The 22,961-nt window shown below is 71.7% G+C and carries 22 protein-coding genes; 8 read left to right on the top strand and 14 right to left on the bottom strand.

What is annotated here, in order from left to right:
- Positions 1-80: 80 nt before the first annotated feature.
- A complete protein-coding gene (locus PT931_RS19870; RefSeq protein ID WP_456247234.1) occupies positions 81-1,652 on the bottom strand; it encodes an ApeA N-terminal domain 1-containing protein in 1,572 nt (523 codons plus the stop codon).
- 460 nt (positions 1,653-2,112) lie between these two features.
- On the opposite strand from PT931_RS19870, the gene PT931_RS19865 reads away from it, so the two are divergent.
- Positions 2,113-2,559 (top strand): hypothetical protein, encoded by a 447-nt coding sequence (locus tag PT931_RS19865; protein WP_456247233.1) that lies wholly within the window; start codon positions 2,113-2,115, stop codon positions 2,557-2,559.
- Positions 2,560-2,612: 53 nt separating this feature from the next.
- Positions 2,613-4,847, top strand: coding sequence for an FxSxx-COOH system tetratricopeptide repeat protein (gene fxsT / locus PT931_RS19860; RefSeq protein WP_456247232.1), 2,235 nt, complete (start codon positions 2,613-2,615; stop codon positions 4,845-4,847).
- A 164-nt stretch (positions 4,848-5,011) separates the two neighbouring features.
- Here the strand turns inward: fxsT and PT931_RS19855 are convergent, their stop codons facing one another.
- From PT931_RS19855 to PT931_RS19835, 5 genes are all read right to left on the bottom strand, one after another.
- Positions 5,012-5,620 (bottom strand): CHAP domain-containing protein, encoded by a 609-nt coding sequence (locus tag PT931_RS19855; RefSeq protein WP_456247231.1) that lies wholly within the window; start codon positions 5,618-5,620, stop codon positions 5,012-5,014.
- Positions 5,621-5,897: 277 nt separating this feature from the next.
- The gene (locus PT931_RS19850; RefSeq protein WP_456247230.1) at positions 5,898-6,968 is read right to left on the bottom strand and encodes a fasciclin domain-containing protein; all 1,071 of its coding nucleotides are present in this window, start codon (positions 6,966-6,968) and stop codon (positions 5,898-5,900) included.
- Between the two features lie 214 nt (positions 6,969-7,182).
- A complete protein-coding gene (locus PT931_RS19845) occupies positions 7,183-7,548 on the bottom strand; it encodes a DoxX family protein (RefSeq protein WP_456247229.1) in 366 nt (121 codons plus the stop codon).
- A gap of 89 nt (positions 7,549-7,637) precedes the next feature.
- Positions 7,638-8,720: a hypothetical protein gene (locus PT931_RS19840; RefSeq protein ID WP_456247228.1), complete on the bottom strand. Its 1,083-nt coding sequence runs from the start codon at positions 8,718-8,720 to the stop codon at positions 7,638-7,640.
- A 3-nt stretch (positions 8,721-8,723) separates the two neighbouring features.
- The gene (locus PT931_RS19835; RefSeq protein ID WP_456247392.1) at positions 8,724-9,056 is read right to left on the bottom strand and encodes a PadR family transcriptional regulator; all 333 of its coding nucleotides are present in this window, start codon (positions 9,054-9,056) and stop codon (positions 8,724-8,726) included.
- 262 nt (positions 9,057-9,318) lie between these two features.
- Here PT931_RS19835 and PT931_RS19830 point away from each other — a divergent pair, with 262 nt between their 5' ends.
- Positions 9,319-9,975 (top strand): hypothetical protein, encoded by a 657-nt coding sequence (locus PT931_RS19830; RefSeq protein WP_456247227.1) that lies wholly within the window; start codon positions 9,319-9,321, stop codon positions 9,973-9,975.
- Between the two features lie 44 nt (positions 9,976-10,019).
- On the opposite strand, the gene PT931_RS19825 is transcribed toward PT931_RS19830, so the two are convergent.
- Complete coding sequence (locus PT931_RS19825; protein WP_456247226.1) at positions 10,020-10,508, bottom strand: MarR family winged helix-turn-helix transcriptional regulator; 489 nt, start codon at positions 10,506-10,508, stop codon at positions 10,020-10,022.
- 87 nt (positions 10,509-10,595) lie between these two features.
- Here PT931_RS19825 and PT931_RS19820 point away from each other — a divergent pair, with 87 nt between their 5' ends.
- The 5 genes from PT931_RS19820 (at position 10,596) to PT931_RS19800 (ending at position 16,107) form a co-directional block, all read left to right on the top strand.
- Positions 10,596-12,215 carry an MFS transporter gene (locus tag PT931_RS19820; protein WP_456247225.1) on the top strand — a complete coding sequence of 540 codons (1,620 nt, stop codon included), beginning with the start codon at positions 10,596-10,598 and terminating at the stop codon, positions 12,213-12,215.
- Positions 12,216-12,365: 150 nt separating this feature from the next.
- Positions 12,366-12,899 carry a hypothetical protein gene (locus tag PT931_RS19815; RefSeq protein WP_456247224.1) on the top strand — a complete coding sequence of 178 codons (534 nt, stop codon included), beginning with the start codon at positions 12,366-12,368 and terminating at the stop codon, positions 12,897-12,899.
- An 83-nt stretch (positions 12,900-12,982) separates the two neighbouring features.
- Entirely contained in the window at positions 12,983-14,017 is a 1,035-nt protein-coding gene (locus PT931_RS19810) for an LLM class flavin-dependent oxidoreductase (protein WP_456247223.1), read from the top strand.
- Between the two features lie 64 nt (positions 14,018-14,081).
- Complete coding sequence (locus tag PT931_RS19805) at positions 14,082-14,702, top strand: hypothetical protein (protein WP_456247222.1); 621 nt, start codon at positions 14,082-14,084, stop codon at positions 14,700-14,702.
- 208 nt (positions 14,703-14,910) lie between these two features.
- The gene (locus tag PT931_RS19800; protein WP_456247221.1) at positions 14,911-16,107 is read left to right on the top strand and encodes an endonuclease; all 1,197 of its coding nucleotides are present in this window, start codon (positions 14,911-14,913) and stop codon (positions 16,105-16,107) included.
- Positions 16,108-16,169: 62 nt separating this feature from the next.
- Here the strand turns inward: PT931_RS19800 and PT931_RS19795 are convergent, their stop codons facing one another.
- The 7 genes from PT931_RS19795 to PT931_RS19765 form a co-directional block, all read right to left on the bottom strand.
- Positions 16,170-17,486 (bottom strand): serine hydrolase domain-containing protein, encoded by a 1,317-nt coding sequence (locus PT931_RS19795; protein WP_456247220.1) that lies wholly within the window; start codon positions 17,484-17,486, stop codon positions 16,170-16,172.
- The gene (locus PT931_RS19790) at positions 17,483-18,385 is read right to left on the bottom strand and encodes an aldo/keto reductase (protein ID WP_456247219.1); all 903 of its coding nucleotides are present in this window, start codon (positions 18,383-18,385) and stop codon (positions 17,483-17,485) included. Before PT931_RS19790 ends, PT931_RS19795 begins: the two co-directional genes overlap by 4 nt.
- Position 18,386: 1 nt before the next feature.
- Complete coding sequence (locus PT931_RS19785; protein ID WP_456247218.1) at positions 18,387-19,595, bottom strand: MFS transporter; 1,209 nt, start codon at positions 19,593-19,595, stop codon at positions 18,387-18,389.
- Positions 19,596-19,675: 80 nt separating this feature from the next.
- Complete coding sequence (locus PT931_RS19780) at positions 19,676-20,533, bottom strand: class I SAM-dependent methyltransferase (protein WP_456247217.1); 858 nt, start codon at positions 20,531-20,533, stop codon at positions 19,676-19,678.
- Between the two features lie 8 nt (positions 20,534-20,541).
- Positions 20,542-21,615 (bottom strand): hypothetical protein, encoded by a 1,074-nt coding sequence (locus tag PT931_RS19775; RefSeq protein ID WP_456247216.1) that lies wholly within the window; start codon positions 21,613-21,615, stop codon positions 20,542-20,544.
- Between the two features lie 34 nt (positions 21,616-21,649).
- Positions 21,650-22,741, bottom strand: coding sequence for a hypothetical protein (locus PT931_RS19770; protein ID WP_456247215.1), 1,092 nt, complete (start codon positions 22,739-22,741; stop codon positions 21,650-21,652).
- Between the two features lie 70 nt (positions 22,742-22,811).
- Positions 22,812-22,961, bottom strand: coding sequence for a hypothetical protein (locus PT931_RS19765; RefSeq protein WP_456247214.1), 150 nt, complete (start codon positions 22,959-22,961; stop codon positions 22,812-22,814).

The following is a 22,961-nucleotide window of genomic DNA, read 5'->3' as shown; positions in this document are numbered from 1 at the left end:
CCTGGGCCGCGACCGCCCTGCTCAAGGCGTGCTGGTCGTCGGGGGAGGTCCCCGGTGTACGGGACTACTCCCCGAACTGATCACGCCTCTGGCTGGCTTGCTGGCTGCTCCTTTTCAGGTTCGCCTTCGGGTTGTGGTTCGACCGGGGTGGGCTCGGCCTGGAGTTGTCCGTCTGCGGCGGGCTCCTCCGGCGGGGCCGGGGGCGGGTTCTTCGCCAGGTAGACCGGTAGTACGTTGTCGCGGAGCTGTACGGCGATGGCGCCCCACCGGCGTGTGGTCACGTCATGGAGGTGCCCGTCGTCGAACCCGAGAATGGACAGGAGCTCGAGCTCCACGACCGCTGTCGTCGCCTTCATCGTCACGTAGGTGCCGAAGGTGTCGTTGTTCTTGGTCAACGAAGTGTGCGCGACCTCGTTGCGCGCCTTCTTCGTCGCCCAGGCCCACGCCGCCACCTGCCGCTGGTGGTCCTCCCCCGCCGGCGTGAGCAGTCGCTCGGCGGTCTGGGCTGGCAGGCCTTCGATGAGGGAAGAGAGCCTGTCCTCCATCGTCGGCCTGTTGAACAAGAGCAGCCTGAGCCACCCGACGTGCTCGGACAGCTCGGACTCCTCCTGGAGTGTGTCCACGAGGAGCTTCTTGATCAGCTTGAAGTCGGCTTCGGGGATCCCGGGTGCCTTCGGGACCAGCACGGTGTGCAGGGTCTCGGCGGCGGTGGCGGCGTTGACCATCCGGGTCTCCACCATGGAGTCGGAAATCCTGGCACCGCGCAGGCCGGCGATGACGCCCTCGAACTTCTTCTTCTGGTTCTCCCACAGGGGCACGATCTCGGAGAAGTTCACGTCGGTGAGCGTGAAGAGCATGTCCTCCACGCGGAGCGCCTTGGCCGCCGGGTCAGGCGCGGTCCCGAGGAACATGTGCAGGTCCGCGCGGGGCGCCGGGCGTCCGGCCTGGGCCTCGGGGAGCAGCAGCTTCAACGACAGGATCGCGCACTCGCGCCCGGCGGCGAAGGCGATCAGGTGTTGCACGGTCACGACGTTCTTCAGGAACGCGTTGATACTCATCAAGGTACCGGAGGGGGACGTGAACCTCAGGTGCGTGCGCTCGGACAGCCGGATCTGAAGGCCGGCTCGGGTCTCGTCCTCGCCGGAGATCATCGTCCGCTCGAGCGTGACGACCGTACCGTCGTTCAGCGTCGCCGTCTCGTCGGACACCGTGCTGTAGTACGCCAGGGGCGTTCGGGTGTGGGGGCCTCGGCCGAGGAGCACGCGGGAGATCGACGAGCGGGCCGCAAACACGTGAAGGTCTTCCACCTCGACGTCGATGCCTGCGAACATCGGCACGTCACCGGCGACGGTGTCGTCGGTTCCCGGCACGTGCCCCCCGATCACCACCGCCGTGGCGTGCACGGCGGTGATGAAGCTCTGCGCACCGAGCAGTGTCACCTTCTGTCCGGAGAACCCTTGTCCGTACACCACCGGAGCGGTCGCCGGCGTTGACCTCGGCTGGGCTCCGCCGTGTACCCAGTGCGCGATCAGGGGGATGAGGCCGTCGATCTCGAGGTCGCCCTTGCCGCGGTCGTCGACCTTCAGGACCCCAGTCCGCGTGTTCTGCTCCCGCCCGGGTACCCACCAGGTGCCGTAGATCTCGACTGCCATGCTCGCATCTCCCCGTAGTTCCTGATCTTCAGCCACCCATAGTGCGGCAAACCCGGCACCGGTGCAACGGGTATTTCCCCCTGAACAGTAAGTACGGAACTAACCACCCACGAGGTATCCGGGCGGGATCTGGAAGCTCCGGCTGACTCGCGCCGGTCGACTCGGACCGCGTTGATCCTGGTCCGGGCCGACAGGCGCGACAAGGCCGTGGTCTACGTGGTGGCCACCACCGGGGACGGGCGGGTGGGGGCGGCGTCCAGCAGACGGGTCAGGTGCACCGCGCACTGCACCAGTAGGACCAGTACTGGGCGATCGACGACGTGCGGGTCGGCTAGACCTCGCGGTGGCCCGGGCGCAGGAGCGTCCGGGCCACCTTCCCACCGCCGACCCGAACCACCGGGACCGCACGCCCTGACCGTCCTCAGTGGATCATGCCAAGATGGTGGGAGGAGGTGACAGGATGTCGATCACGGACGCGGTGAGCGTCGTCGTCGCCGCGCTCGGCGCCGGGGCGCTCGCGGCCACCAGGGACGGTGTCGAGGCCGCGGTCTCCGATCTCTACACGGCCCTCCGCGACAGGGTCCGCGACCGCCTCACCCGGCGCGACCGCGAGGTGCTGACGGCGCACGAGGGCGAGCCGGGCCGCTGGGAGGTGCGGCTGCGCGACGTCCTGCGCGACGGTGGCGGGGTCGACGACGAGCTGGTCGAGCTCGCACGACGGCTCCTCGCGGCCGCCGATCCGGCGGGGTCCGCCGAGGGGAAGTACACCATCGTCGGTTCCGGCGCGGTCGTCGGCGACACCACGATCCATGTCACGGGGACCAACCTCGGCGCTGTCGGCACGTTCAACGCGCCCGTGACGTTCCACCCGCCGCCCGACCCCCCTTCCCGGCCGACGGCGCGATAGGGCCGACCGCCGTCGGCGTGGGTCCGGGCCAGGCCCCACCCGGGGTGTCCGGGGTGTTCCACGGTCCGGTGACGGTGCACGCCGGCACGCCCGGGATCCGCTGGCCCGTCCGGGTGGGCGTCGTGCCGGCGGCGGCGAACGGCTTCCAGGACCGCGCGATCGAGGTCCTCACCGAGGGAACGACCTGGGTGCTCTCCGGGCTCGGCGGGGTCGGCAAGACCCAGTGGGCCGTCGGGTACGCCCGCCGTCGGTGGGCCGACCGCGACGTCGACCTGCTGCTGTGGGTGAACGCCGCGAGCCGCCCGCAGGTGCTCTCCGCCTACGCCACGGCCGCCCGGGTGGTGCTCCGGGCCAGCGAGGACGTCGAGGAGGCCGCGGAGCGGTTCCTGGCGTGGCTGGCCGGGACGGAGCGCCGGTGGCTCGTCGTCCTCGACGACGTGCGGTCCCCGGGCGACCTCGCCGGCCTGTGGCCGCCGGACGGGCCGGGGGCGACGACGGTGGTCACGACGCGTCGCCGGGACTCCGCGATGGCCGGCCCGGGTCGCAGGCCGCTCGGGATCGGGGTGTTCAGCCCCGCCGAGGCCGTCGCCTACCTGTCCGGCGTCCTCGGCCCCCGGCAGGGATCGGCGGCGGCGCTCGCCGCGGACGTGGGGCATCTGCCGCTGGCGCTGGCGCAGGCGGCGGCGTACATGGCGGACCGGGGCCTGGGGTACTCGGAGTTCCGCGACCGGTTGGCCCGCGGCGGGGTGGCCCAGGTGGTCCCGGAGTCGGAAGCGTTGCCCGACGGGTACACCGAGACGGTCGCGGGTACCTGGGCGCTGTCGGTGGCGGCGGCCGACGCGCTGCGGCCCGTGGGGCTGGCCCGGCGGGCCCTGGAGCTGGCGGCGGTCCTCGATCCCGGCGGGATCCCGTTGACGGTGTTCGGACAGCGGGCGGCGCTCCGGCACGTCGGCGGCGACGCGGACGCCGTCCGGGACGCGCTGCGCAACGCGCACCGGCTCAGTCTCCTCGACCACGACGCGGACGCGGGACTGATCCGGGTGCACGCGCTCGTGCAGCGGGTGACCCGCGACGCGTTGCCCGCCGCGCGCCTCGCCGAGGTCGCCCGCGCGGCCGCCGACGCCCTGCTGGAGGCGTGGCCGGCGCCGGAGCCGGACCCGGAGGCCTCCCAGGTGCTGCGGGACAACGTCGCGGCGGTCAGGGCGGTGACCGGGGCCGCGCTGTTCGACCCCGGCCTGCACCCGGTCCTGCCCCGGGCCGGGGTGAGCCTCGGACGGGGCGGGCAGTTCACAGCGGCGGCGGCCTTCTGCGCCGAACTCTCCGAGGCCGCGGCGGACCGGCTCGGGCCACGTCACCCCGACGTGCTGCTGGCCCGGCGCGAGGTGGCGTACTGGCGGGGCGAGGCCGGCGACCCGGCGGGGGCGGTGACCGAGCTGGAACAGGTACTCACCGACATGTCCGACGTCCTCGGCCCCGACGACGCGCGCACCCTCAAGACCCGTGACCAGCTCGGCTACTGTCGGGGCTGCGCCGGCGACACGGCGGGAGCGGTCGCCGACTTCGCGGCACTGCTGCCGGCGAGGTCGCGGGTCCTCGGCCCCGAGCACCCCGACACGCTCACCACCCGCGACAACCTGGCGGACTGGCGCGGGGAGGCCGGGGAACCGGCGGCGGCAGCGGCGGCGCTCACCAGCGTCCTCGCGGACCGCGTCCGGGTCCTGGGCCCGGAGCATCCCGACACGCTCACCACCCGCAACAACCTGGGCCGCTGGCTCGGCCGCTCCGGCGACCCTGCCGGCGCCGTGCGCGTCTTCGCCGAACTGCTCGACGTCGCCGTCCGGGTGTTCGGCCCCCGGCACCCGGACACGTTGACCACCCGCAACAACCTCGCCAACTGGCGGGGGCACGCCGGAGACGCGTCCGGGGCGGCGGACGCGTTCGCCGCGCTGCTCGACGACCGTCGCCGGATCCTCGGCCCGGACCACCCGGACACCCTGTCGGCCTGGAGCGGGCTCGCGCGGTGGCGGGGCGAGGCCGGCGACGCGGCGTACGCGGTCGGTGGGCTGCGGCGGGTGCTGGTCGAGCGGCTACGGGTGCTCGGGGCGGACCACCCGCACACACTGGTCACCCGTCAGGACCTCGCGGTCTGGCTCGGTCGGTCCGGTGCCGCCGATCGCGCGGTCGAGGAGTTGACCCGGCTGCTGCCCGACCAGATCAGGGTGCTCGGCCCCGGCCATCCGCAGGTCCGGGCGACCGAACTCGAGCTGGAGCGGTGGCGGCAGGAGTAGTCGGCAACCGACGGTGGCTCAGGGGCGCACGGGGGCCGGTACCCGGAAAGAGGTCTGTTCCGGGGTGGGTCCAGGTGCCCATTGTGGATGGCGGAACCGGCGAGGTCCGCCGACGCATCGCCGTACCTGGCCCTGGCGAGGATGCCTTGGAGGCTCGTGGAGGGTCAGTGCTGAGCCGCCGGTGAGGCGAAACCCTCGATCGTCCCCCAGTCCCGCGGGACGTGCCGTCGGGCCGTGACCCCGCCCGCGGCCCCGCCGGTCACGTTGCCCTCGATCGTGCTGAACCAGCCGACATGTGCCGCCGTCACCACGCCGATGTGGTCGGAGTTCCCGTCCGGGACCTCGAACGCCCCGTCCCGGTAGACCACGAGGTCGCCGGGGCGCGGCGTGTAGCCGGTGTCGGCCGGGTGCCAGGTGCCGTGGCGCTCCCCGTACTGTCTGCCCGAACGCGCCCACTCGTCGAGCTCCTTGGCGCCCGGCACGCCGGCGTTCGTCCACAGGTACCTGGCGAAGTCCGCGCACCACGCGCCGCGGTTCCAGCCGGCCCGACATCCTGGCCCGCCGCCCCGGGCCTGGCCCGAGTAGAAGTTGCAGCCGTCGACCTCGTGGTCGCGGCCGCCGCTGTCCAGCTCCTGCTCGGCGAGGTCGACGACCCGGCCCGCCGCGGCGGTCGCCGGTGCCGAGATCGGCCACAGGCCGACCGCCCCGGTCACGATGACCAGCACGGCCACCACCGTCACCACGATCAGCCACCGTCTGCGTCTACTGGCCACTCTTGCCCCCCGGTCCGTGAGTTCGGGCCAATATACCCGCGAGGCCGGGCCGACCTGGTCGTCATCCGGTGTCCACCCGGTGCTCGTCAGGGTCACGATGCGCGCGGCGGCATGGCTGGGTCACAGCGGCCACGGCTTCCTAGCAAGCTGGACAACCACCCTCGTCGGGGACGGGCGCGGGGATGTGGACGACCGCGGCCCTTGGGCCGGGACGGACGGAAGCGGGTGGCCAGGACGGGAGTACGACCCTGGCCACCCGCGGTACTCGTGACAGCGACTACGCCGGCATCAGGACCGTGTCGATGATGTAGACGGTGGCGTTGGCGGTCTGCACATTGCCGCAGACGACCTTGGCGCCGGTGCCGACGGTGAAGTCGGTGCCACTGCCGGCGACCTTCAGGTCACCGCCCTGCAGGGTCTTGTACGGGCCGGCCGTGCCGAGCTTGTCCGGGGTGATCTTCTGGCCGACCACGTGGTAGGTCAGGATCTTGGTGAGCAGTTCCTTGTTGGCCAGCACCGCGTCGAGGTCGGCCTTGGGGAGCTTGGCGAACGCGTCGTTGGTCGGCGCGAACACGGTCACGTCCTTGGCGCCGTTGAGGGTGTCGACGAGCCCGGCGGCCTTGACCGCGGCGACGAGGGTGGACAGGGCCGGGTTGTTGCTGGCCGCCGTGGCGACCGGGTCCTTGGCCATGCCCGCGAAGCTGCCCGCGCCGTCCTTCGGCACGGCATTGCAACCGGCGCCGAACTGGGTCGCCGTCTTCGTGGCCGCCGGGGGCATCAGCACGGTGTCGACGATGTAGACGGTGGCGTTGGCGGTCTGCACGTTGCCGCACACGACCTTCGAGCCGGCGCCGATCGTGAAGTCGCTGCCGCTGCCCGAGGCCTTGAGGTCGTCACCCTCGAGCGTCTTGTACGGGCCGGCCGTGCCGAGCTTGTCCGGGCCGATCTTCTGGCCGACCACGTGGTAGGTCAGGATCTTGGAGAGCTGCTCCTTGTCGGCGAGCACCGCGTCGAGGTCGGCCTTCGGGATCTTCGCGAACGCGTCGTTGGTCGGCGCGAACACCGTGATGTCCTTCGCCGCGTTCAACGTGTCGACCAGGCCGGCCGCCTTGACCGCCGCGACGAGCGTGGACAGCACCGGGTTGTTGCTGGCCGCCGTGGCGACCGGGTCCTTGGCCATGCCGTCGAAACTGCCGGCGCCGTCCTTGGGCACCGCACCGCAGGCGGCGCCGAACGTACCCATCGAGTTGCCGTCCTTCGTGTCGTCACCCCCACAGGCCGCCAGAGAGAACATGAGGGGCATGGCCACCGCGACCGCCGCGAGGCGGACAGCACGACTGCGGAACATGATGGAACTCCTTCACCAGGTGGGAACACTCTGACGGCCGGGGCCTGAGCGCTGTCGCCGGCCCAGTAGACCGACGAACAGGTCGATGTCGGGATGAAAGAGTTCATCCCGACGAACAACCCTTCATGCGGCATTCGGTACCAGTGGGAAGGAGGATGGGTCAGTTCTCGGAAACTTCCGCGCCGGGCGCCGAAGGTCCCTCGGCCGCACCTGCTCAGGCGGTGATCCCCAGGACCAGGGCGGCGGCCACCGGGGCGAGGTAGAGCAGCGGGAACGCGACGGTCCGGTACGAGCGGGCCCGGAGCACGGTGATCACCGCGCCCGTGAAGTAGGCGATCAGGCCGCACGCGGCGAGGACTCCGATCAGCGGCACCGCCAGTCCCACCAGCAGGCCCACCGCCCCGGCCGCCTTGGCCAGGCCGAGCCAGGTCCACCAGGCACGCGGGACGCCGTACTCGACGAGGGGGTCGACGACGAACTGGGCGCCGCGCAGCAGGGAGAACGCGGAGAAGCCGACCCAGGCGGCGGCGAGGACGGTGACGATGGTGTGCGCGGTGGACATCAGAACGGCTCCTGTCATGGACTCAGCGGGTGCTACACCGTGTTGACTCGCGGCGCGCCCCGGATGTGACAGCCCAGCCGAAGTATTTTCTGGTCCCCGTGGGCTCCTCAGTTCGCGGGGGTGGGAGTTCCCTCGCGTCCGCGCGCCCGGAGGGGCAGCGACGTCAGGATCAGGGCGGCGACGGCCAGCGCGCCGCTCACCGCCGCGCCCGCCCGGACGACGGGGAACGACTGGAGGATCGACAGGACGACCGGCGGTACGGCGGCCAGGATCGCGAGAGGGTCGGAGGACGCGCCGTCGAGGAGGGCGGCTATGACGAACTGGACGTGCACGAGGTCCGCGAACCCCATGAGGATCAGGGTCGGCGTGGCGCACAGGGTCGTCGCGGTCCGGGTCCTGCCGTGGTGTCGGTGGTGGCGTTGCAGGGTCCACGCCGTCAGCGGCCCACCGATCAGGGTGCCCGCGACGAGCCCGGCGACGGTGGCCGGGGCCCGCGCGGGCAGTTCCCGTTCGAACCGCAGCCGCAGTGCGGGGCCGTCGCCGTCCGGTGAGCCCGCCAGCCACAGCGACAGGCCGTCCCTGGCGGCGTCGAAGTGCAGGGTGCCGTCCTCGTCGACGGTGAGGTCGCCGACCTGCCAGCCGTGGGCCTCCAGTCGGGACCGGGCGTCGTCGACCGCCGTCGGGACCTGGCTGGCGGGTGTCCAGTAGGCGACCATCACGTGGTCGACGCCGTTGTTCTCCTCGAACGGGTCGTCGAACGTGACGATCTGGTCGCCGTCGGGCTGCCAGGACTCCCGGCAGGAGTGGTCGCACGCGACGACAGGGCCGGGCTGGTTGCGCGCCGCCTGGCCGGTGGCGAGCTGGGCGACGGCCGCGACCTCCGCCTCGCCGGGTGTCGGGACCCCGGCCGCGTAGGTCAGGGTGGCGGCCGCCGAGCCGGCGAAGGCGAAGAACACCAACGCCAGCACCGTGATGTACGCGTACTGCGTTCCCCGGGGTACCCGGAACCGGCAGCGCAGCCCCCGGCCGAGGATGTCCAGCGTGTCGGCGCCGGACGGCTGGCGCTGGTCGGGTGCGGAGGCGTCGAGCAGGGTGCTGAGGATCTCCAGGCCCCGTTCCTGCCGGTACCAGTTCGGATAGGCCCGCAACAGGCGCTGGTAGCGGCGGCGTAGCAGCTCCGAGGTGTCCACGGCTCAGACCGCCGGCGACGGGTCGGCCTGGCCGCGGTGCCGGAGCCGGGCGGCGGCCACGGCGGCGTTGGCGCGCAGCTTGTCCACCTCGACGGCGAGCCGGGCCGCCCCGTCGTCGGTGAGCCGGTAGTAGCGGCGCAGGCGGCCCTGGACCGCTTCCTCGGAGTCGACCACGACGAGCCCGGTCTCGGCGAGCCGGTCCAGGACCGCGTACAGGGTGCCGGCCCGCAGGCTGACGCGCCCCCTGGACAACTCGCCGACCGCCTGCATCACCGCGTACCCGTGGAGTGGTCGTCCTGTCAGGGCGGTCAGGATGAAGAAGGTGGGCTCCTGCATGCTCATGCCGCGAAGCTACCGGCGCCCGGCATATGAAGTCAAGAAGACTATCAATACCCGACGGGTACCGGCGGGGCAGCCGGCCGTCGCGCCAGACATCGATACTCTTCTTGACTTGATATACAGCCTCCCGGTAGCTTCGCCGCCAAGTTCAGTCCCGGACACGCCTTCCCGGGGAGCCGGTTCGGTCTCGTGTGGATCAGTGCGTTCGCGGGCTCCGACGTTCGACGATGTCGGCCGCCCCAACGATATGGAGGTGCACATGCACACACGTCTCGTCCTTCTCACCGTCGGCCTCGCGGCCACGGCCACCCTCGTCGTGGCCTCACCGGCCCGAGCCGACCAGGTCGTCCCCCCGACGACCCCGTGCACCAGAGCGAACCTGGGCCAGCAGGAGATCACCATCAACGCGGCCGAGGTCGGCCCGGTGCTGACCCAGTTCATGAGCATCAACATCGCACCGGGTACCACCGGCGAGCGCACCGAGACCCTGGCCGTGATGAACTCCGTGACCACGACCATCGGCGCCAGCGCCGAGTTCACCACCGAGGTCGGCGGCAAGCTGTTCCCGAAGGTCGGGGTGAAGGTCGGCTTCACCGTGCAGCAGCAGAAGTCGAGCACCACCACCGAGACCAACACGATGCGATGGAACTTCAACAACCCCGGCTACTACGGGCTCTACAAGGGCACCCGGGCGGCGTCCGGCACCGTCAACCAGTGGTGGTGCATGTTGCCGGAGCGATCCCGGGGCCCCATGTGGTGGCCGGTGACGTTCCCGGAAGGCAATCCCGACGTCAACGCGCTGCGGCCGGTGCCCTTCACCACCTTCGCCAACATCGAGGCGGGCACGGTGACGTGCGGCGAGTCGGTGCCGGCCGGTTCGCTACGGGAGAAGGCCCGCATGCAGCTGGGCTGCTGACCCGGCACGCGGGACGGCGTGCCCCGCGTCCGGGCGGGCGGGCGTCAGCGTTGCGCCGGCGGGCGGGGCGGATCGGCGGCGAGTTGGGCGTCCATGGCGCCGCGCAGGTCGGTCAGGAACGTCTCGAACTGTTCGAGCAGGCCGGGCGGGTAGGTGGACATGACCGTGTCGACCCGGACCGCGAGGGGCCCGAAGAACTCGTCGGCGAGGCGCTGGACGCTCGCGCTGCTGCGCAGTGTGACGATGCGGCGGTCGGTGTGCTCCCGGGTGCGGACGACGTGCCCGGCCTGCTCCAGGCGGTGCAGCAGCGCGGTGGTCGCGCCCGAGGACAGGGCGACGCGTTCACTGAGCCGGGCCGGGGACAGCGGCACGCCGCGCTCCTCGGCGCCGAGGATCTCGATGAGCGCCTCGGCGTCGGTGGAGTGCAGGCCCAGCCAGGTCGCGAACCTGCGGCTGAACTCCCGGTAGTTGGCGCCGTAGCCCCGCAGGCTCTCCAGCAGCCGCTCGTACTGCGGCTGGAGCGGCTCGCTCATGTGGTCCCCGTCCCATCGTCGTCGTTTGACAACCTACCGCCCACCAATTTACCTTCACCATGAAGTTACTTCACTCTGGAGGTATTTATGGGCGAGACGTTGAACGTCCGCCGCTGGCTGGGCCTGATCGCCATCGCCCTGGGCGTGGCGTTGATCGTGGTGGACACCACGATCGTCAATGTGATCATTCCCTCGATCATCGAGGACCTGGACGCGGGCTCCACGCAGGCGCAGTGGATCCAGGAGTCCTACGCCATCGTGTTCGCGGCGCTGCTGCTGCTCGTCGGCCGGGTGGCAGACATCGTCGGGGCCCGCCGGGTGTTCGTCGCCGGCGTCGTGGTCTTCGGCGCGACCAGCGTCCTGGCCGGGCTGGCCCCCGGCGGCGGGCTGCTCATCGTGGCCCGCTTCCTGCAGGGCGCGGGCGCGGCGATGCTGCTGCCGACGTCGCTGTCACTGCTGAACGCCAACTTCACCGGCAAGGCCCGCGGCCAGGCCTTCGCGGTCTGGGGCTCGACCATCGGCGCCGCCGCCGCGCTCGGTCCGCTGCTGGGCGGTTGGCTCGCCGAACACGCCTCCTGGCGGTGGGCGTTCGGCATCAACGTGCCGCTCGCGGTCGTCATCGTCGTCGGCGTCCTGGCCTGGGTCGCACCCTCGCCGCGCACCGGCGGACGGGTCGACGTCGCCGGCGCGGCCCTGTCGGTCCTCGGCCTCGGGCTACTGGCCTTCGGGCTGGTCGAAGGACGCACCTACGGCTGGATCCAGACCATCCACCCACTGGAGATCGGCGGACTCACCTGGGACAGCGGCCCCTCGCCCGTCCTGCTCGCGCTGGTCGGCGCGGCCGCCGCCCTGGGCGCGTTCGTGTGGCGCCAGGCGGCCCTGCGCCGCGGCGGTGACCCCGACAAGGCACTGATGGACCTGGGCCTGTTCTCGAGGGCGTCGTTCCGCAACGGCAACATCGCCACCCTCATCATCGGGCTCGGCGAGTTCGGGATCGTGGCCGTCCTGCCCCTGTGGCTGCAGTTCACCCTCGGCTACAGCGCACTCCAGTCCGGGCTGGCGCTCCTCCCCGTCGCCATCGGCAGCTTCATCGCCAGCGGTGCGAGCTTCGGCATGGCGGGCAGGGTCTCGGCCCTGGCGATGCTCCGCCTCGGCCTCGCGCTGGAGGTCGTCGGCCTGGCGGCGCTCGCACTGTTCGCCGGGACCGACAGCTCCTGGTGGTCGATCGCGCTGATCCTGTGCGTGTACGGCGCGGGCGTCGGGTTCGCCACCGCGCAGGTCACCAACGTGGTCCTCGACGGGATCCCCGAGAGCAGCGCCGGGCAGGCCTCCGGCATCCAGAGCGCGTTCCGCCAGCTCGGTTCGGCACTGGGTATCGCCGTGCTGACCACGGTGTTCTTCAGCACGCTCAGCTCGCAGGTGCACGACGGGCTCCGGAACACCGAGGTCACGGCCGCACAGGCCGACCGGTACAGCCGCGCCATCACCGACAGCGCGGGCGCCGCCATCGAGGGACTCGCCGCCCGGCCGGAGACCCGGGAGATCGCCGCGGCCGGCCGTACCGCCATGACCGACGGCGTCACCCTGGGCGGCTACCTCGCCGCGGGCTTCGTCCTCCTCGGCCTGATCGCCACCGTCCTCATCCCCGGAACCGAACGGGAACACGAGGACAGCGACACTCCCAGGGCACGTACCGCGCACGTGTGACCCGGACGCGACCCGCCGACGCCCGTTCCCGGCCCCGCCGCTCACCCGGCGAGACCGGGAACGGGCGCCTCCGACGGTGTCCTGGGCGCGCCACCACGGGCCATGATGGGTGCCGCTCGTCCCGCCTCGTCGTCTTGAGAGACTTCACGCATGACGCGCACGCTGGAGGGAGCCCGCATCTTCCGAGGTCCCGAGGGGAATCCGGAGGGCGTGCTCCGACGCTTCGTCGGCATGACCGATGGTCACTCGCAATCGTCGCTCGATCGCTGCAAGGAGCTGCTGATCGCGGTCACCCACTGGATTCCGCCGCGAGAGGACCGGCCCGTCAGTGTCGAGGCCTGGAAGGCCCGCACGCCGGACTGGTTCGTGCGTGCGTGCGCCCCGGAGATGTCCGCGGCCCGGGCGGAGCAGGAACTACTGGCCTGGAGGGCGCTCGACGAAGCGGGACGGCTCCGCTATGAAGCGGAGCAGCCGTGGACGTTCGCCAACTGGATCGGATGGTTCGACCACGCGTCCGACCTGCGGCGCCCATGGAGATGGTGGAACGGCGGAACCGACGGGGAGTCCGGATTCTGGATCGACGTCGAGGTGTGGGAGGACCCGGCGGCTCTCGGCACACTGACCTGGATGATGCGTGCGGCGGGGGCACGGAGCGTCGTTGAGTCTGGTTCTCACGACCTGTAGGAGTGGGCAACGCGGACAGTCCGGGGCCAGGACCTGTCATGCTGAGCGAGTTCGATTCGGTCCTCGCTCCGTGGAGGGTATGGATGCGTGCCGGCGTCGTGGTCACCGCACACCCGGGTGTGGAGGACCTCGCGCTGCGGGCAGAGGAGCTCGGCCTGCACAGCTTCTGGGTCTACGACACCCCGATGGTCCACGGCGACCCCTTCGTCGCGTTGAGCCTCTGCGCGAGGAGCACCCGTCGCATCAGGCTCGGTATCGCGGTGACCTCACCGGCACTGCGTTCGGCCCCGGCCGCCGCGAGCGCGCTCGCCAGCCTCAACGCCCTCGCGCCCGGCCGGATCAGCTGCGGGGTCGGCACCGGGAACACCGCCCGACGGACCCTGGGGATGCGGCCGACCACGACGGCCACGCTGGAGAACTTCACCGCCGCGCTGCAGGACCTGTGCGCCGGACGCGTGACCGAGCACCGCGAAGGTGACCGGACCCGCGACATCCGGTTCCTGCACACCGGCGGGTACGTGAACACCGCCGACCCGATCGAGTTCGTCGTGGCGGCCCTCGGACCGAAGGCCGCCGCCGTCGCCGGCCGCCGCGGCACCGGCCTCATCTCCTTCGGCCTGCTGGACCCGACTGCCTGGCACGCGTTGCACGACACCCGCCGTCACGCCGCTCGGGGCGGCGAACCCGATTCGTACCTGGTCACCGCGCTGCACGTCCTCGCCGGGGACGAGGACCCGCACGGCGACGCAGCCCGCGACGCGACCGGCCACCTCGCCCTGTCGCTGCTGGCATACGCCGCCGACACACCCACCTTCGCCGAGCGGCTCGGCGCTGACGAGCGCGAGGCGGTCCGGCGGCTGCTCGACCGGCGCGGCACCACCGCCACCGCCCCGGACCGCTACACCAGGCTCTACCCGAACTACCTCGGCCGCGTCGCACCGCGGGACCGGGACCTGGTTCTGCCCTCGCTGATGAGCACCCTGGCCCTCGTCGGCACCCGTGACGACCTCCTCGCCCGCATCACCACCCTGGAACAGGCCGGCGTCGACGAACTGCTCATCCAACCGGTGATCGACCCACCTGCGGAGATGGCCCGACTGGCGAACCTCCTCACCTGAACGGCAGGACGTCGACGAACAGCGACGCCCGACGCCCCCGGGGCCGGCGCTATGCTCGCACCTCATGTCGGACAGTTTCCTGATCGCCGCCCGCATCCCGATCAGCCGCGAGGGCTTCGACCGCTGGCTCGACGGAACCGGCGCGCCCATCGCCGACCCCGACCGGATGTACGCCGGCTGGTACTGGGACGGGGACACCCCCGACTGGTCGCCCGACCCGACCGTGACCGCACGGGAGTTCTTCGCCGGGCGGGTCGCCGACTCCTGCGACGGCCGGTCCACGATCACGGTCCTGCGGCACCGCGACGGCGCGCTGGAGGCGTACCTCTTCGACGCCGGGCACCGGCCCGGCACGGTGCACACCGCGTTGTCGCTGCTGGCCGCGGCCGGCCCGCCGGAGAGCGCGTCGCTGGCGCTGTTCTGGGCCGAGACCGCCGGCAACCTGCTCGACGCCGACTCCGGCGCCTGGCTGGCGGTGCTGGCCATCGGGCCCGACGGCGGCGCCCGGTTCGTGGCCGACCGGGACCTGACCGCCACGGTGGCGGGGCTGCGGCCGGTCGAGGAGGCCTTCTTCGAGCAGGCCGAACGGCTCGCGGAGGACGAGGAGTCCTGGGACGCCGACGGGGACCCGGGCACCGACATCCCGCGCGACCCGGCCTTCGTGGACCCGGCGGTGCTGGCCTAGGTCGCCCCGCCCGGCACCCGCGGCCGCCCGCCGGGAACCGCCGCGCACGCCTGTGCTCCGCGAGGACGGGACGAAGCCGGGGTGCGCGTCGCTGTCGACGCTCCGGCACCGGGTGCGCCTCCGAGATCGAGAATTGCCCTGATGTTCGCCGGCCCGTGGTGCGCCGGGTGCCCCGGACCCGGCATCCACCCAGGTACCATGCGCATCTATGACAGTCAATCACTTGGGACGGCCGGGCCCCCGGTGGACGGCGGCGTTCCTGGCTTTCGTGGTCACCGTCGGCCTCGCCGTGACCGCGGGCACCGCCTCGGCCGCGCCGACCATGACCGTCACGACCGCGCTCGCCACGCAGAACGGTCAGACGGCCACCGTCGCCGGCTACGTCGTGGGGGAACCGACTTCCACGAACACCGTGCTGCGGTCCGACTTCACCGGCGACACCGCCATCGCGATCGCCGACGCGGCGTCGGAGACCGGTACCCCGCGCATGCTCTACGTCCAGGTGACGGCGGGCTTCCGGAGTACGTTCGGCCTGCGGACGAATCCGGGCCTGATGGGACGGTCGGTCACGGTCACCGGCACCCTCACGGCGTACTTCTCCCACGGCGGGCTCAAGAACCCGACCTCGATGGTCCCGACCGGCGCGCCGCCGACCCGGCCGCCCACACCCACATCGACGCCCACGCCCACGCCGACGTCGAGCGGCGGGCCCTACGACACGACCTACTACCGCGACGCCACCGGGAAGACCGGCCCCGCCCTGCGCAGCGCCCTGCACACCATCATCAAGGTGCAGACCAGGCTCACCTACGACCAGGCCTGGGACGCGCTCCGGTCGACCGACCAGGACCCGGCCAACCCCGACAACGTCATCCTGCTCTACACCGGACAGAGCAAGAGCAAGTCGCAGAACGGCGGCGGCGTCGACGACTGGAACCGCGAACACGTCTGGGCCAAGTCGCACGGCGACTTCGGCACCGCGACCGGGCCCGGCACCGACGTCCACCACCTGCGCCCCTGCGATGTCTCGGTCAACTCCACCCGGGGCAACAAGGACTTCGACACCGGCGGCGGCCCGGTCGGCGAGGCGCCCGGCAACTACACCGACGCGGACTCGTGGGAACCGCGCGACGCCGACAAGGGCGACGTCGCCCGCATGATCATGTACATGGCCATCCGGTACGAGAGCGAGGACGGCTGGCCCGACCTGGAGATGAACCAGTCCACCGCCAACGGCTCCGCGCCGTACATCGGCAGGCTGTCGGTGCTGTTGCAGTGGAACCTGTCCGACCCGCCGTCGGCGTTCGAGAAGAACCGCAACCAGGTGATCTACGACAGCTGGCAGGGCAACCGCAACCCGTTCATCGACCATCCGGAATGGGCCGGCGCGATCTGGGGCAGCTGAACCACGATCGGACTTCGCGACGTTCGGGGTCAACCGGAGGTCATAGGAGGGGCGGAACGGGGTCACGTGCCTTCGGACCGCCTGGGCGGATCCCCGATTCTCCGCAGCCTGCGGTCGTTCATGTACATCGTGGGCACCTGGGACCCCACCGGGAACGCGACCACGGTCCGGCTCCCGCCCCGGACCCAGGTGAAGGTCCCGTCGGTCTCGGCGTCCAGCGGTCCCCGACTGGCGCTGCCTCCCACGAACGGCACGAGGGCGGCGTCCGTGGTCTCGGCGATCCACAGCCCGTCCCCTTCCGTGGTCACGTCGCACGTCACGCCGTGCCGACGGTAGCGTCCGACTATCCGGTGCGGTTCCCGCTCGGTGGCGACCGGCGACGGAGGGGCCGCTGACCGGGCGATGCCGTACCGGCTGAACACGTCGGCGATGACGCGGCCGATGGTGGGGCCGGCCTCGTACCGGTTCGTCGTGACCGCCACCGTCACCCCCGCGCCGGGGGCGATCCTCAAGTGAGCGCTGTAGCCGTCGCCCTGCCCGTCATGGCCCACGACGCGGCCCGCGTAGCCGGCGTAGACCATCCAACCGAGCCCCCATCCCTCGACCACCGTGCGCCGGTGCGGCACCCGGGAGTGCGGGCGGAGAGCGGCGGCCCGCAGCGGTTCCGACAGTCGGGTTGCCGGGTCGCACAGGGTCGCGTGGCCGAAGCGGGCCAGAGCGGGGGCGCTGGCGAACAGCCCGCCGGCCGGTAGCAGACAGGTCGGCAGCGACGCGCGGTCCCACGGCACCCGGGCGGTCGGGCCCGTCCTGCGGTGTCCCCGGGCGGCATCGTCGGGCCGGGCAGGGAACAGGGAACTCGCCCGCACCAGGTCGTCGTAGCGTTGGCCGAGCCGGTGTTCCACGACATGGGCGAGCGCGACGTACGCGCCGTTGCCGTAGGAGCAGATCCCGTCGTCCGGATAGTCATCGATTCCCAGGGCCAGGAGCTCCCGGCTGTAGGCGCCGAACGGGTCCCCCGACCAGGCCGGCGCGGCGAAGTGGTCGCCCGCCAGGCCCGAGGTGTGACTCAGCAGCCGGCGCACCGGTATCGCCGCCGCCGGGCCCTCGAAGGTGGGGCACAGCTGGCCCAGAAGGGTTTCAGGCGACAGCGCGCCGTTGGCCAGCATCCGCAGGAACAGCGTGGCCGTGACGGCCTTGCTCACGGAAGCGATCCCGAAGGGGGTGTCCGGCCGGACCTCGGCCCCACCCGCGCCGGCCGTGCCGTACGCCACGTCGTGGGTGCCGGACTCGTCGAGGACTGAGCACGCGGCGCCCGGTACCCCGTCCCGCTGGCAGGCGTCCGCGAGCCGGTCCGCCAGCCAGCCCACGTCGAGGGTCACGTGTCCCCCGTCAGGTTCTCGACCTCCGCGCGCTGCGCCCCGGTCAGTGTCCAGTCCGCCGCGCGGGCGGCGAGGTCGACATGTTCGGGGGTCTTGGCCCCGGTGAGCGCCACGGTCACCCCGGGCCGGCCGAGAACCCAGGCCAGCGCCAGCTCGGTGACGGACCGCCCGTGGTCGGCGGCCCACGCCGCCAGCCGGGTCGTCGCGTCGTGCCTCGGATGCGAAGCGGTGCCGAATCCGGGCAGCCGGGCACGGAGGTCGTCGCTGGCCGGAACCGTCCGCGTGCCGTCGGTGAGTAGCCCGCGTGCCAGGGGGCTGTAGGCGAGCACGCCCAGGCCCATGGCCGCGCAGTGCTCGACGACCGTTCCGGTGTGCCGGTCGTAGAGATTGACGATCTCCTGACTGGAGAACAGCGGCACGTGCCGGTGCAACTCCGTGATGCGGACCGAAGGGTGGTTCGACACACCGACGCGGAGGACCTTGCCGCTGGCCAGGAGCGCGTTCAACGACGCAGCGAGTTCCACCGCCGGGGTGGGCACCACGGTCCGGTCGACCGCGTTCTCAGGCGCGTGCAGCTGGAACAGGTCAATCCGGTCCGTCCGCAACCGGCGCAGTGACCGGTCGACGGCCGCGGTCAACCGCGCGGCGGTGTACCGCCCGCGGGGGAACACCTTCGTCGCCAGAAACACGTCGTCGCGCACGGGCCGCAGGGTGGCCCCGAGCAGGTCCTCTGAACCCCGGTAGGAATCCGCCGCGTCGAAGACCCGCCAGCCGGCCTCGAAGGCACGCAGCACGGTCCGGGCCGGGTCCACGTCGCGCAGCGTCCCGTACCCGCCGGTGAGCGCGAACGTCCCCAGGCCGAGCCGGGCGGCACCCCTGAACTCGGTGGGGGCGCGCACGCTACGACTTGGCCAGGGCGTCGACCGGCGCCCCGGTGTCCCCGGCCCGGGTGACGGCCGCGTAGCCGAGCACCGCGACCGCGGCGACGGCCGTGCCCAGTCCGGCGGCCAGCAGCACCCACCTCGCCCCCAGCACCGCCACGACCAGGCCAGCCGAGACGGTGCCCGCGATGTTGGCCGTCATCAGCACGGATCCGATCGCGGCGAACACCCGACCGCGCAACTCGTCGGGGGTGTACAACCTGGTCAGGGCCTGCAGGGTCACGTTCTGCATGCCGTTGCCGATCCCCGCGACAACCCAGCCCACGGCATTGACGGCCACATACGGCGCGAGGCTCGGCGCCACGAGACCGGCGGCCATCGCCAACCCGCCGGCCCCGAGACCGAGGAGGAGCGCGCGCCCGCTCGACAGCCTGCCGGCGATCTTGGCGCCCACGATGACACCGACTCCCCAGCACGCGGTCAACGCGCCGAGTACGGCCGCCCCCACGTGCAGCACGTCGGTGAGGAAGAAGACCTCCGCGACGTTGACCAGCACCGTCGCGACGATCATCAGGGCCAGGCCGACGGTCGCCACCAACAGGACCCGGCGCGCACCCAGATGACGGAAACCGGCGACCCTTCCCTTGGAGGTCTTCGTGCCCGTACCTTCGCGGGCGGGATCGCGTTCCACGGTCACCAGCGTCATCGCGACCGCGTGCACGACGAACGTGGCGGCGTCCACCAGCAGCGCGAACCGGCCGCCGGGGCCGGCCACCAGCAGACCACCGGCCGTCGCGCCGAGCAGCATGCTCGCGGTGCGCGCGATTCCCAGCTTCGCGTACGCCGCTGTGGACCGCTCCTCGCCGGCGGCCCGAGGGATCAGGGCGGAGGCCGCCGGCCCCGCGACAGCGGTCCCGCAACCGACGAGGAACAGCAGGACGTACACCACCGCGACGGAGGACAGTGAGAAGGCCAGCGCCGCCACCGCGCACGCCTGTGTCACCTGCGCCAGGATCATCAACCGCCGGTTGGGGAACCGGTCCACCAGCCACCCGGCCAAGGGAGCGCCCAACGCCACCGGAAGCAGTTCCGACAGCAGAGCGCCGGCGACCACGAACGGCCCGTGCTCGCGCAGGGCGAACAAGATGACGATCGAGGTCAACGTGCTGCCGAACACCGACACGGCGGCGCCGCCGATGATCAGTACCAGATTGCGGTCGAATCTCACGGGATCCCATTCACTTCACGGCTAACGACTACGCGGGTACGTGGCACCGCGCCCGAAGTCCGGCGGGTGTCCACCACGACTCAGACGGGTCCGTATTCCACCGCCCACACCGGCCAGCCGGAGGCTCCCCCGGAGCCCACCGAGCACAGCACGGCTCCGCGCTCACCATACCCTTCCGCGGCCATCGCCTCGGTCAGGCTCGAACGGGTCCAGATGGTGTCGGTGAGCACCGCCAGTCGAACGGTGCCGTCACCTGGTTCCTGGAGCAGGAACTGCCGGGTCAGTGTCCGGGTCTCCTCGGCGAACCGGATGGCCGTCCATACCAGAACGGTTCGGTGGTCGTCCTCGAAGTGGCTTGGCTCGACCGGGATCGGGGTGGAGAACCGGGTCATCGACGCCAACGCCTCGTCGCCGAACACAGTCAGGCAGAATCCGCCCGCCGGGTCGAGCCCGGGGGCCACGTTCCGCACCGCCGCGGCCAGCTCGGCCGGGGCGAACGAGTTCACCGTGACGTCGCCCATGACCGCCAGGCCGAAGCTCTCCCCCGCGCGGGCGGGACCATCGGCCGCCACGTCGACGACCCGGGCGTCCACCAGGTCGCCCAGCCCCCGTTCGTCGGCCAGTGTGCGCAGTCCCGCCACCGCGTCGGGTGACCGGTCGACGCCGGTGACGGTGTGGCCGTGGCCCGCGAGGTACAGGCTCACCCGTCCGCTGCCGCAGCCGAGGTCCAGGATCCGGCCGGACGCCCGCCGGGCGGCTTCTCCGAGAGCGTCGAGATCCCACTGTGAGTCGTGGGACATGGAGTGGTGGTACTTCTGGAACGGGCCGCTGTAGTAGGGGCCGATTTCCAGCCGGTCGCCCAGGCGTTGCCGCAGCCGGTCGAACGGTGGGAGGAGTTCGGGCACGGCCGGAGCCTCGGTGGTCTGTCGTGTCGTCACGGGAACCCCTAGCGGTACATGATCGGAACGAAGTCGGATGGGACGGCGAGCGACAGTAGGTCCAGACCCTGGGTCAGCCAGTCCAACAGTTGCCGACCCTCGCCGGCGAGGACGTCCCGCTGGCGCGGGTTGCACAGTGCCCGGACGAGCAGGTCGGCGCGCTGGAAGGCCCGTCGGGACTCCGCCAGGTGGCCACCCGCGCGGGAGGGCTCCGCTTCGGCGAGTCCGGCGTAGAACACCGCGAGGTGGACGTACACGTGTGTGGTCGCCACCGCCCTGCCCACGTTGAACTCCCTGGCGCCTCTGGATCCGTCGAGGGTCCACGGCAGTACCACCGGCGGGCTGTTCTCGTCGGTGTACCCGGCCGCGAACAGTTGCCGTGTCGTCCTCAGCGTCGCGAACTTCTCGTGCAGGGACTCGTGCAGGACGCTGGCCGCGAGGTGGGTGGCGGAGCGAAAGTGCGTGGCGTTGAGGTGCACCGCCCACGGGGTATCCCCGTAGTACGCACCGCCGATCGCCACGTCCTCCGCGAGGGTGACGACCCGCACCATCGGCAGGGTGTGGGACGCGATGTCGGGGACGACGCTATGGAGGAGGTCCATGGCCCGGGCTAGGTTGTCGCGTTCGACGGGCGTCGCCGGACGCAGCACGGGCTGGCCGGGGTCGGCTTCGGCGGCCCGGATGACGTCGGCCACGTGCCGCGCGGCCGCACTGGTCCAGGTGTCGAGCAGCACAGGATCGTCGGCACCGCTGACGGGGGCGTCGGCGAGCGGCACCGCGGCGAGTTCGCCGGCAACTGCTCGGGCCTCGGCGGGAGCCTCGGCGGGAGCGCGGAGCAGCAGCCGCAGCAGGGCGTCGATCCGCGCCCGTACCAGGACGGCCTGCACAGGGTCGACGACCCGGTCCGGTCGGGGCAGTGTCACCCCGCACATCCGCGTGCAGAGTTCCACGACGCCGTCGTAGTAGGTGTGCAGGTCACTGACCATGCCCGGCATGGCGCCGTAGACGCCGGCGGCCAGCCAGCGTTGCGCCGTCGCGAGGTCGCCCGGCGCGCCGGTCACGGCGGGAGTCGTGGTCGTCACTGGGTGGCTCTCCTTCCTGGCGGTTGGGCGGGGATCAGCGGGTGTTGACGCCGTCGTAGTGGGTGCCGTACGTGTCGAGTCGACGGTCGCCGATCCGTGCCGACCCGAGGATGTCCAGGGCCGCCTCGAAGTCCCTGGCCAGACCGACCCCGTCCGAGCCCAACTGGTCACGGAACTCCGACACCGCGAGTTGGTCGGAGAGGTGGCGGCCCCTGGCGTATCGCGTCACGAGCCGGTCGATGACCTGGTCGGCGTCGAGCCCCAGGCGTTCGTGTTCGGGAGACAGTGCGGCCAGGTGCAGGAGGGTGAGGTGCACGTAGACGTGGCAGGCGGAGACCACCCGGCCGACGGGCCAGGTCCGGACCGTGCCCGGCGCGGACTGCCCCCAGGGGATCACAACATCGCCTTCCCCCGCCGTACTGAACTCCGCCTTCGTGTAGAACCGGGCGACGCGGAGGTCGACGAGCTTCTGGTGCAGACTCTCGTGCAGGATGCTGTCGGCGCCGACCAGCGGATGTCGCAGCATGCGTCGGTCGACGTAGATCACGTGCGGGGTCTCGAAGAGGTGCGCGCTCTCGAAGGGCGCCCGCAGGACGGCGACCGCCCCGACGTGCGCCATCGCGCTTGCTGTTATCTCGGGGACCACCGCGCGCAACAGGGCGAGGCTGTCGGTGATCCGGGCGACGACAGTGTCCGTCGGCTCGACGAACCCGATCCCGTTCTCGATGCCGGCGTCCCGTTGGAACGCGAACCGGACCTTGTCCGCGATCCAGCGGGCCGCGGGGTCGCTCTCCCAGTCGGACATGACCAGGGGGCCGTCGGGACCGACCCGTTGCCGGGTGGTCGTCGTGGAGATCGATCGGGCGGCACCGAGGTCGAGATCCGCCTCCGGGTTCCGGTTGATCTCCGCGAGTGCCTGGTCGAGGACGCCGCGCCGAACACAGGCGAGCACTGGCTGGCTGTCGAAGTCCGGCACTGGCACCGGGGTGCCGGTGACCTGGCCGAACAGTTCGACCGCGCCGGAGTACAGCGTCCGGGTGTCGCTGATCGCGCCTTTCTCGTCTCCATAGGGAGGCGCCAGCAGCAGTTCGGTGGCGGAGAGTACGACTGCCTGGTTGGTGGTCACAAGGAACTCCTGAAGCTGCGGGGCTTAGTTCAGGTCAATCCGTTCGGTGGTGCTCCGGAAGAGGTCCGGACTACTCGTCCTCGTCGTCGGGCAGCAGGCCGGCGGCCGTCGGGTACTGCGCGCTGTCCTCGGGCGACACTGCGGTGGCCTGCGGGGCGACGCCGACCCCGAGGGCCTCGACGCGCTCCAGGAATGCGGCTTTCAGGTTGTCTGTGGTCAT

Source organism: Longispora urticae (assembly GCF_053902585.1).
This window is presented reverse-complemented; position numbering and strand designations above follow the sequence as displayed.

Bases quoted from the DNA above. Each gene is read 5' to 3' on its own strand.
- PT931_RS19820 (WP_456247225.1), top strand. From the start codon at position 10,596: ATGGGCGAGACGTTGAACGTCCGCCGCTGGCTGGGCCTGATCGCCATC.
- PT931_RS19830 (WP_456247227.1), top strand. From the start codon at position 9,319: ATGCACACACGTCTCGTCCTTCTCACCGTCGGCCTCGCGGCCACGGCC.
- PT931_RS19870 (WP_456247234.1), bottom strand. From the start codon at position 1,652: ATGGCAGTCGAGATCTACGGCACCTGGTGGGTACCCGGGCGGGAGCAG.
- PT931_RS19805 (WP_456247222.1), top strand. From the start codon at position 14,082: ATGTCGGACAGTTTCCTGATCGCCGCCCGCATCCCGATCAGCCGCGAG.
- PT931_RS19810 (WP_456247223.1), top strand. From the start codon at position 12,983: ATGCGTGCCGGCGTCGTGGTCACCGCACACCCGGGTGTGGAGGACCTC.
- PT931_RS19845 (WP_456247229.1), bottom strand. From the start codon at position 7,548: ATGACAGGAGCCGTTCTGATGTCCACCGCGCACACCATCGTCACCGTC.
- PT931_RS19765 (WP_456247214.1), bottom strand. From the start codon at position 22,961: ATGACCACAGACAACCTGAAAGCCGCATTCCTGGAGCGCGTCGAGGCC.
- PT931_RS19850 (WP_456247230.1), bottom strand. From the start codon at position 6,968: ATGTTCCGCAGTCGTGCTGTCCGCCTCGCGGCGGTCGCGGTGGCCATG.
- PT931_RS19835 (WP_456247392.1), bottom strand. From the start codon at position 9,056: ATGCAGGAGCCCACCTTCTTCATCCTGACCGCCCTGACAGGACGACCA.
- PT931_RS19800 (WP_456247221.1), top strand. From the start codon at position 14,911: ATGACAGTCAATCACTTGGGACGGCCGGGCCCCCGGTGGACGGCGGCG.
- PT931_RS19865 (WP_456247233.1), top strand. From the start codon at position 2,113: ATGTCGATCACGGACGCGGTGAGCGTCGTCGTCGCCGCGCTCGGCGCC.
- PT931_RS19825 (WP_456247226.1), bottom strand. From the start codon at position 10,508: ATGAGCGAGCCGCTCCAGCCGCAGTACGAGCGGCTGCTGGAGAGCCTG.
- PT931_RS19815 (WP_456247224.1), top strand. From the start codon at position 12,366: ATGACGCGCACGCTGGAGGGAGCCCGCATCTTCCGAGGTCCCGAGGGG.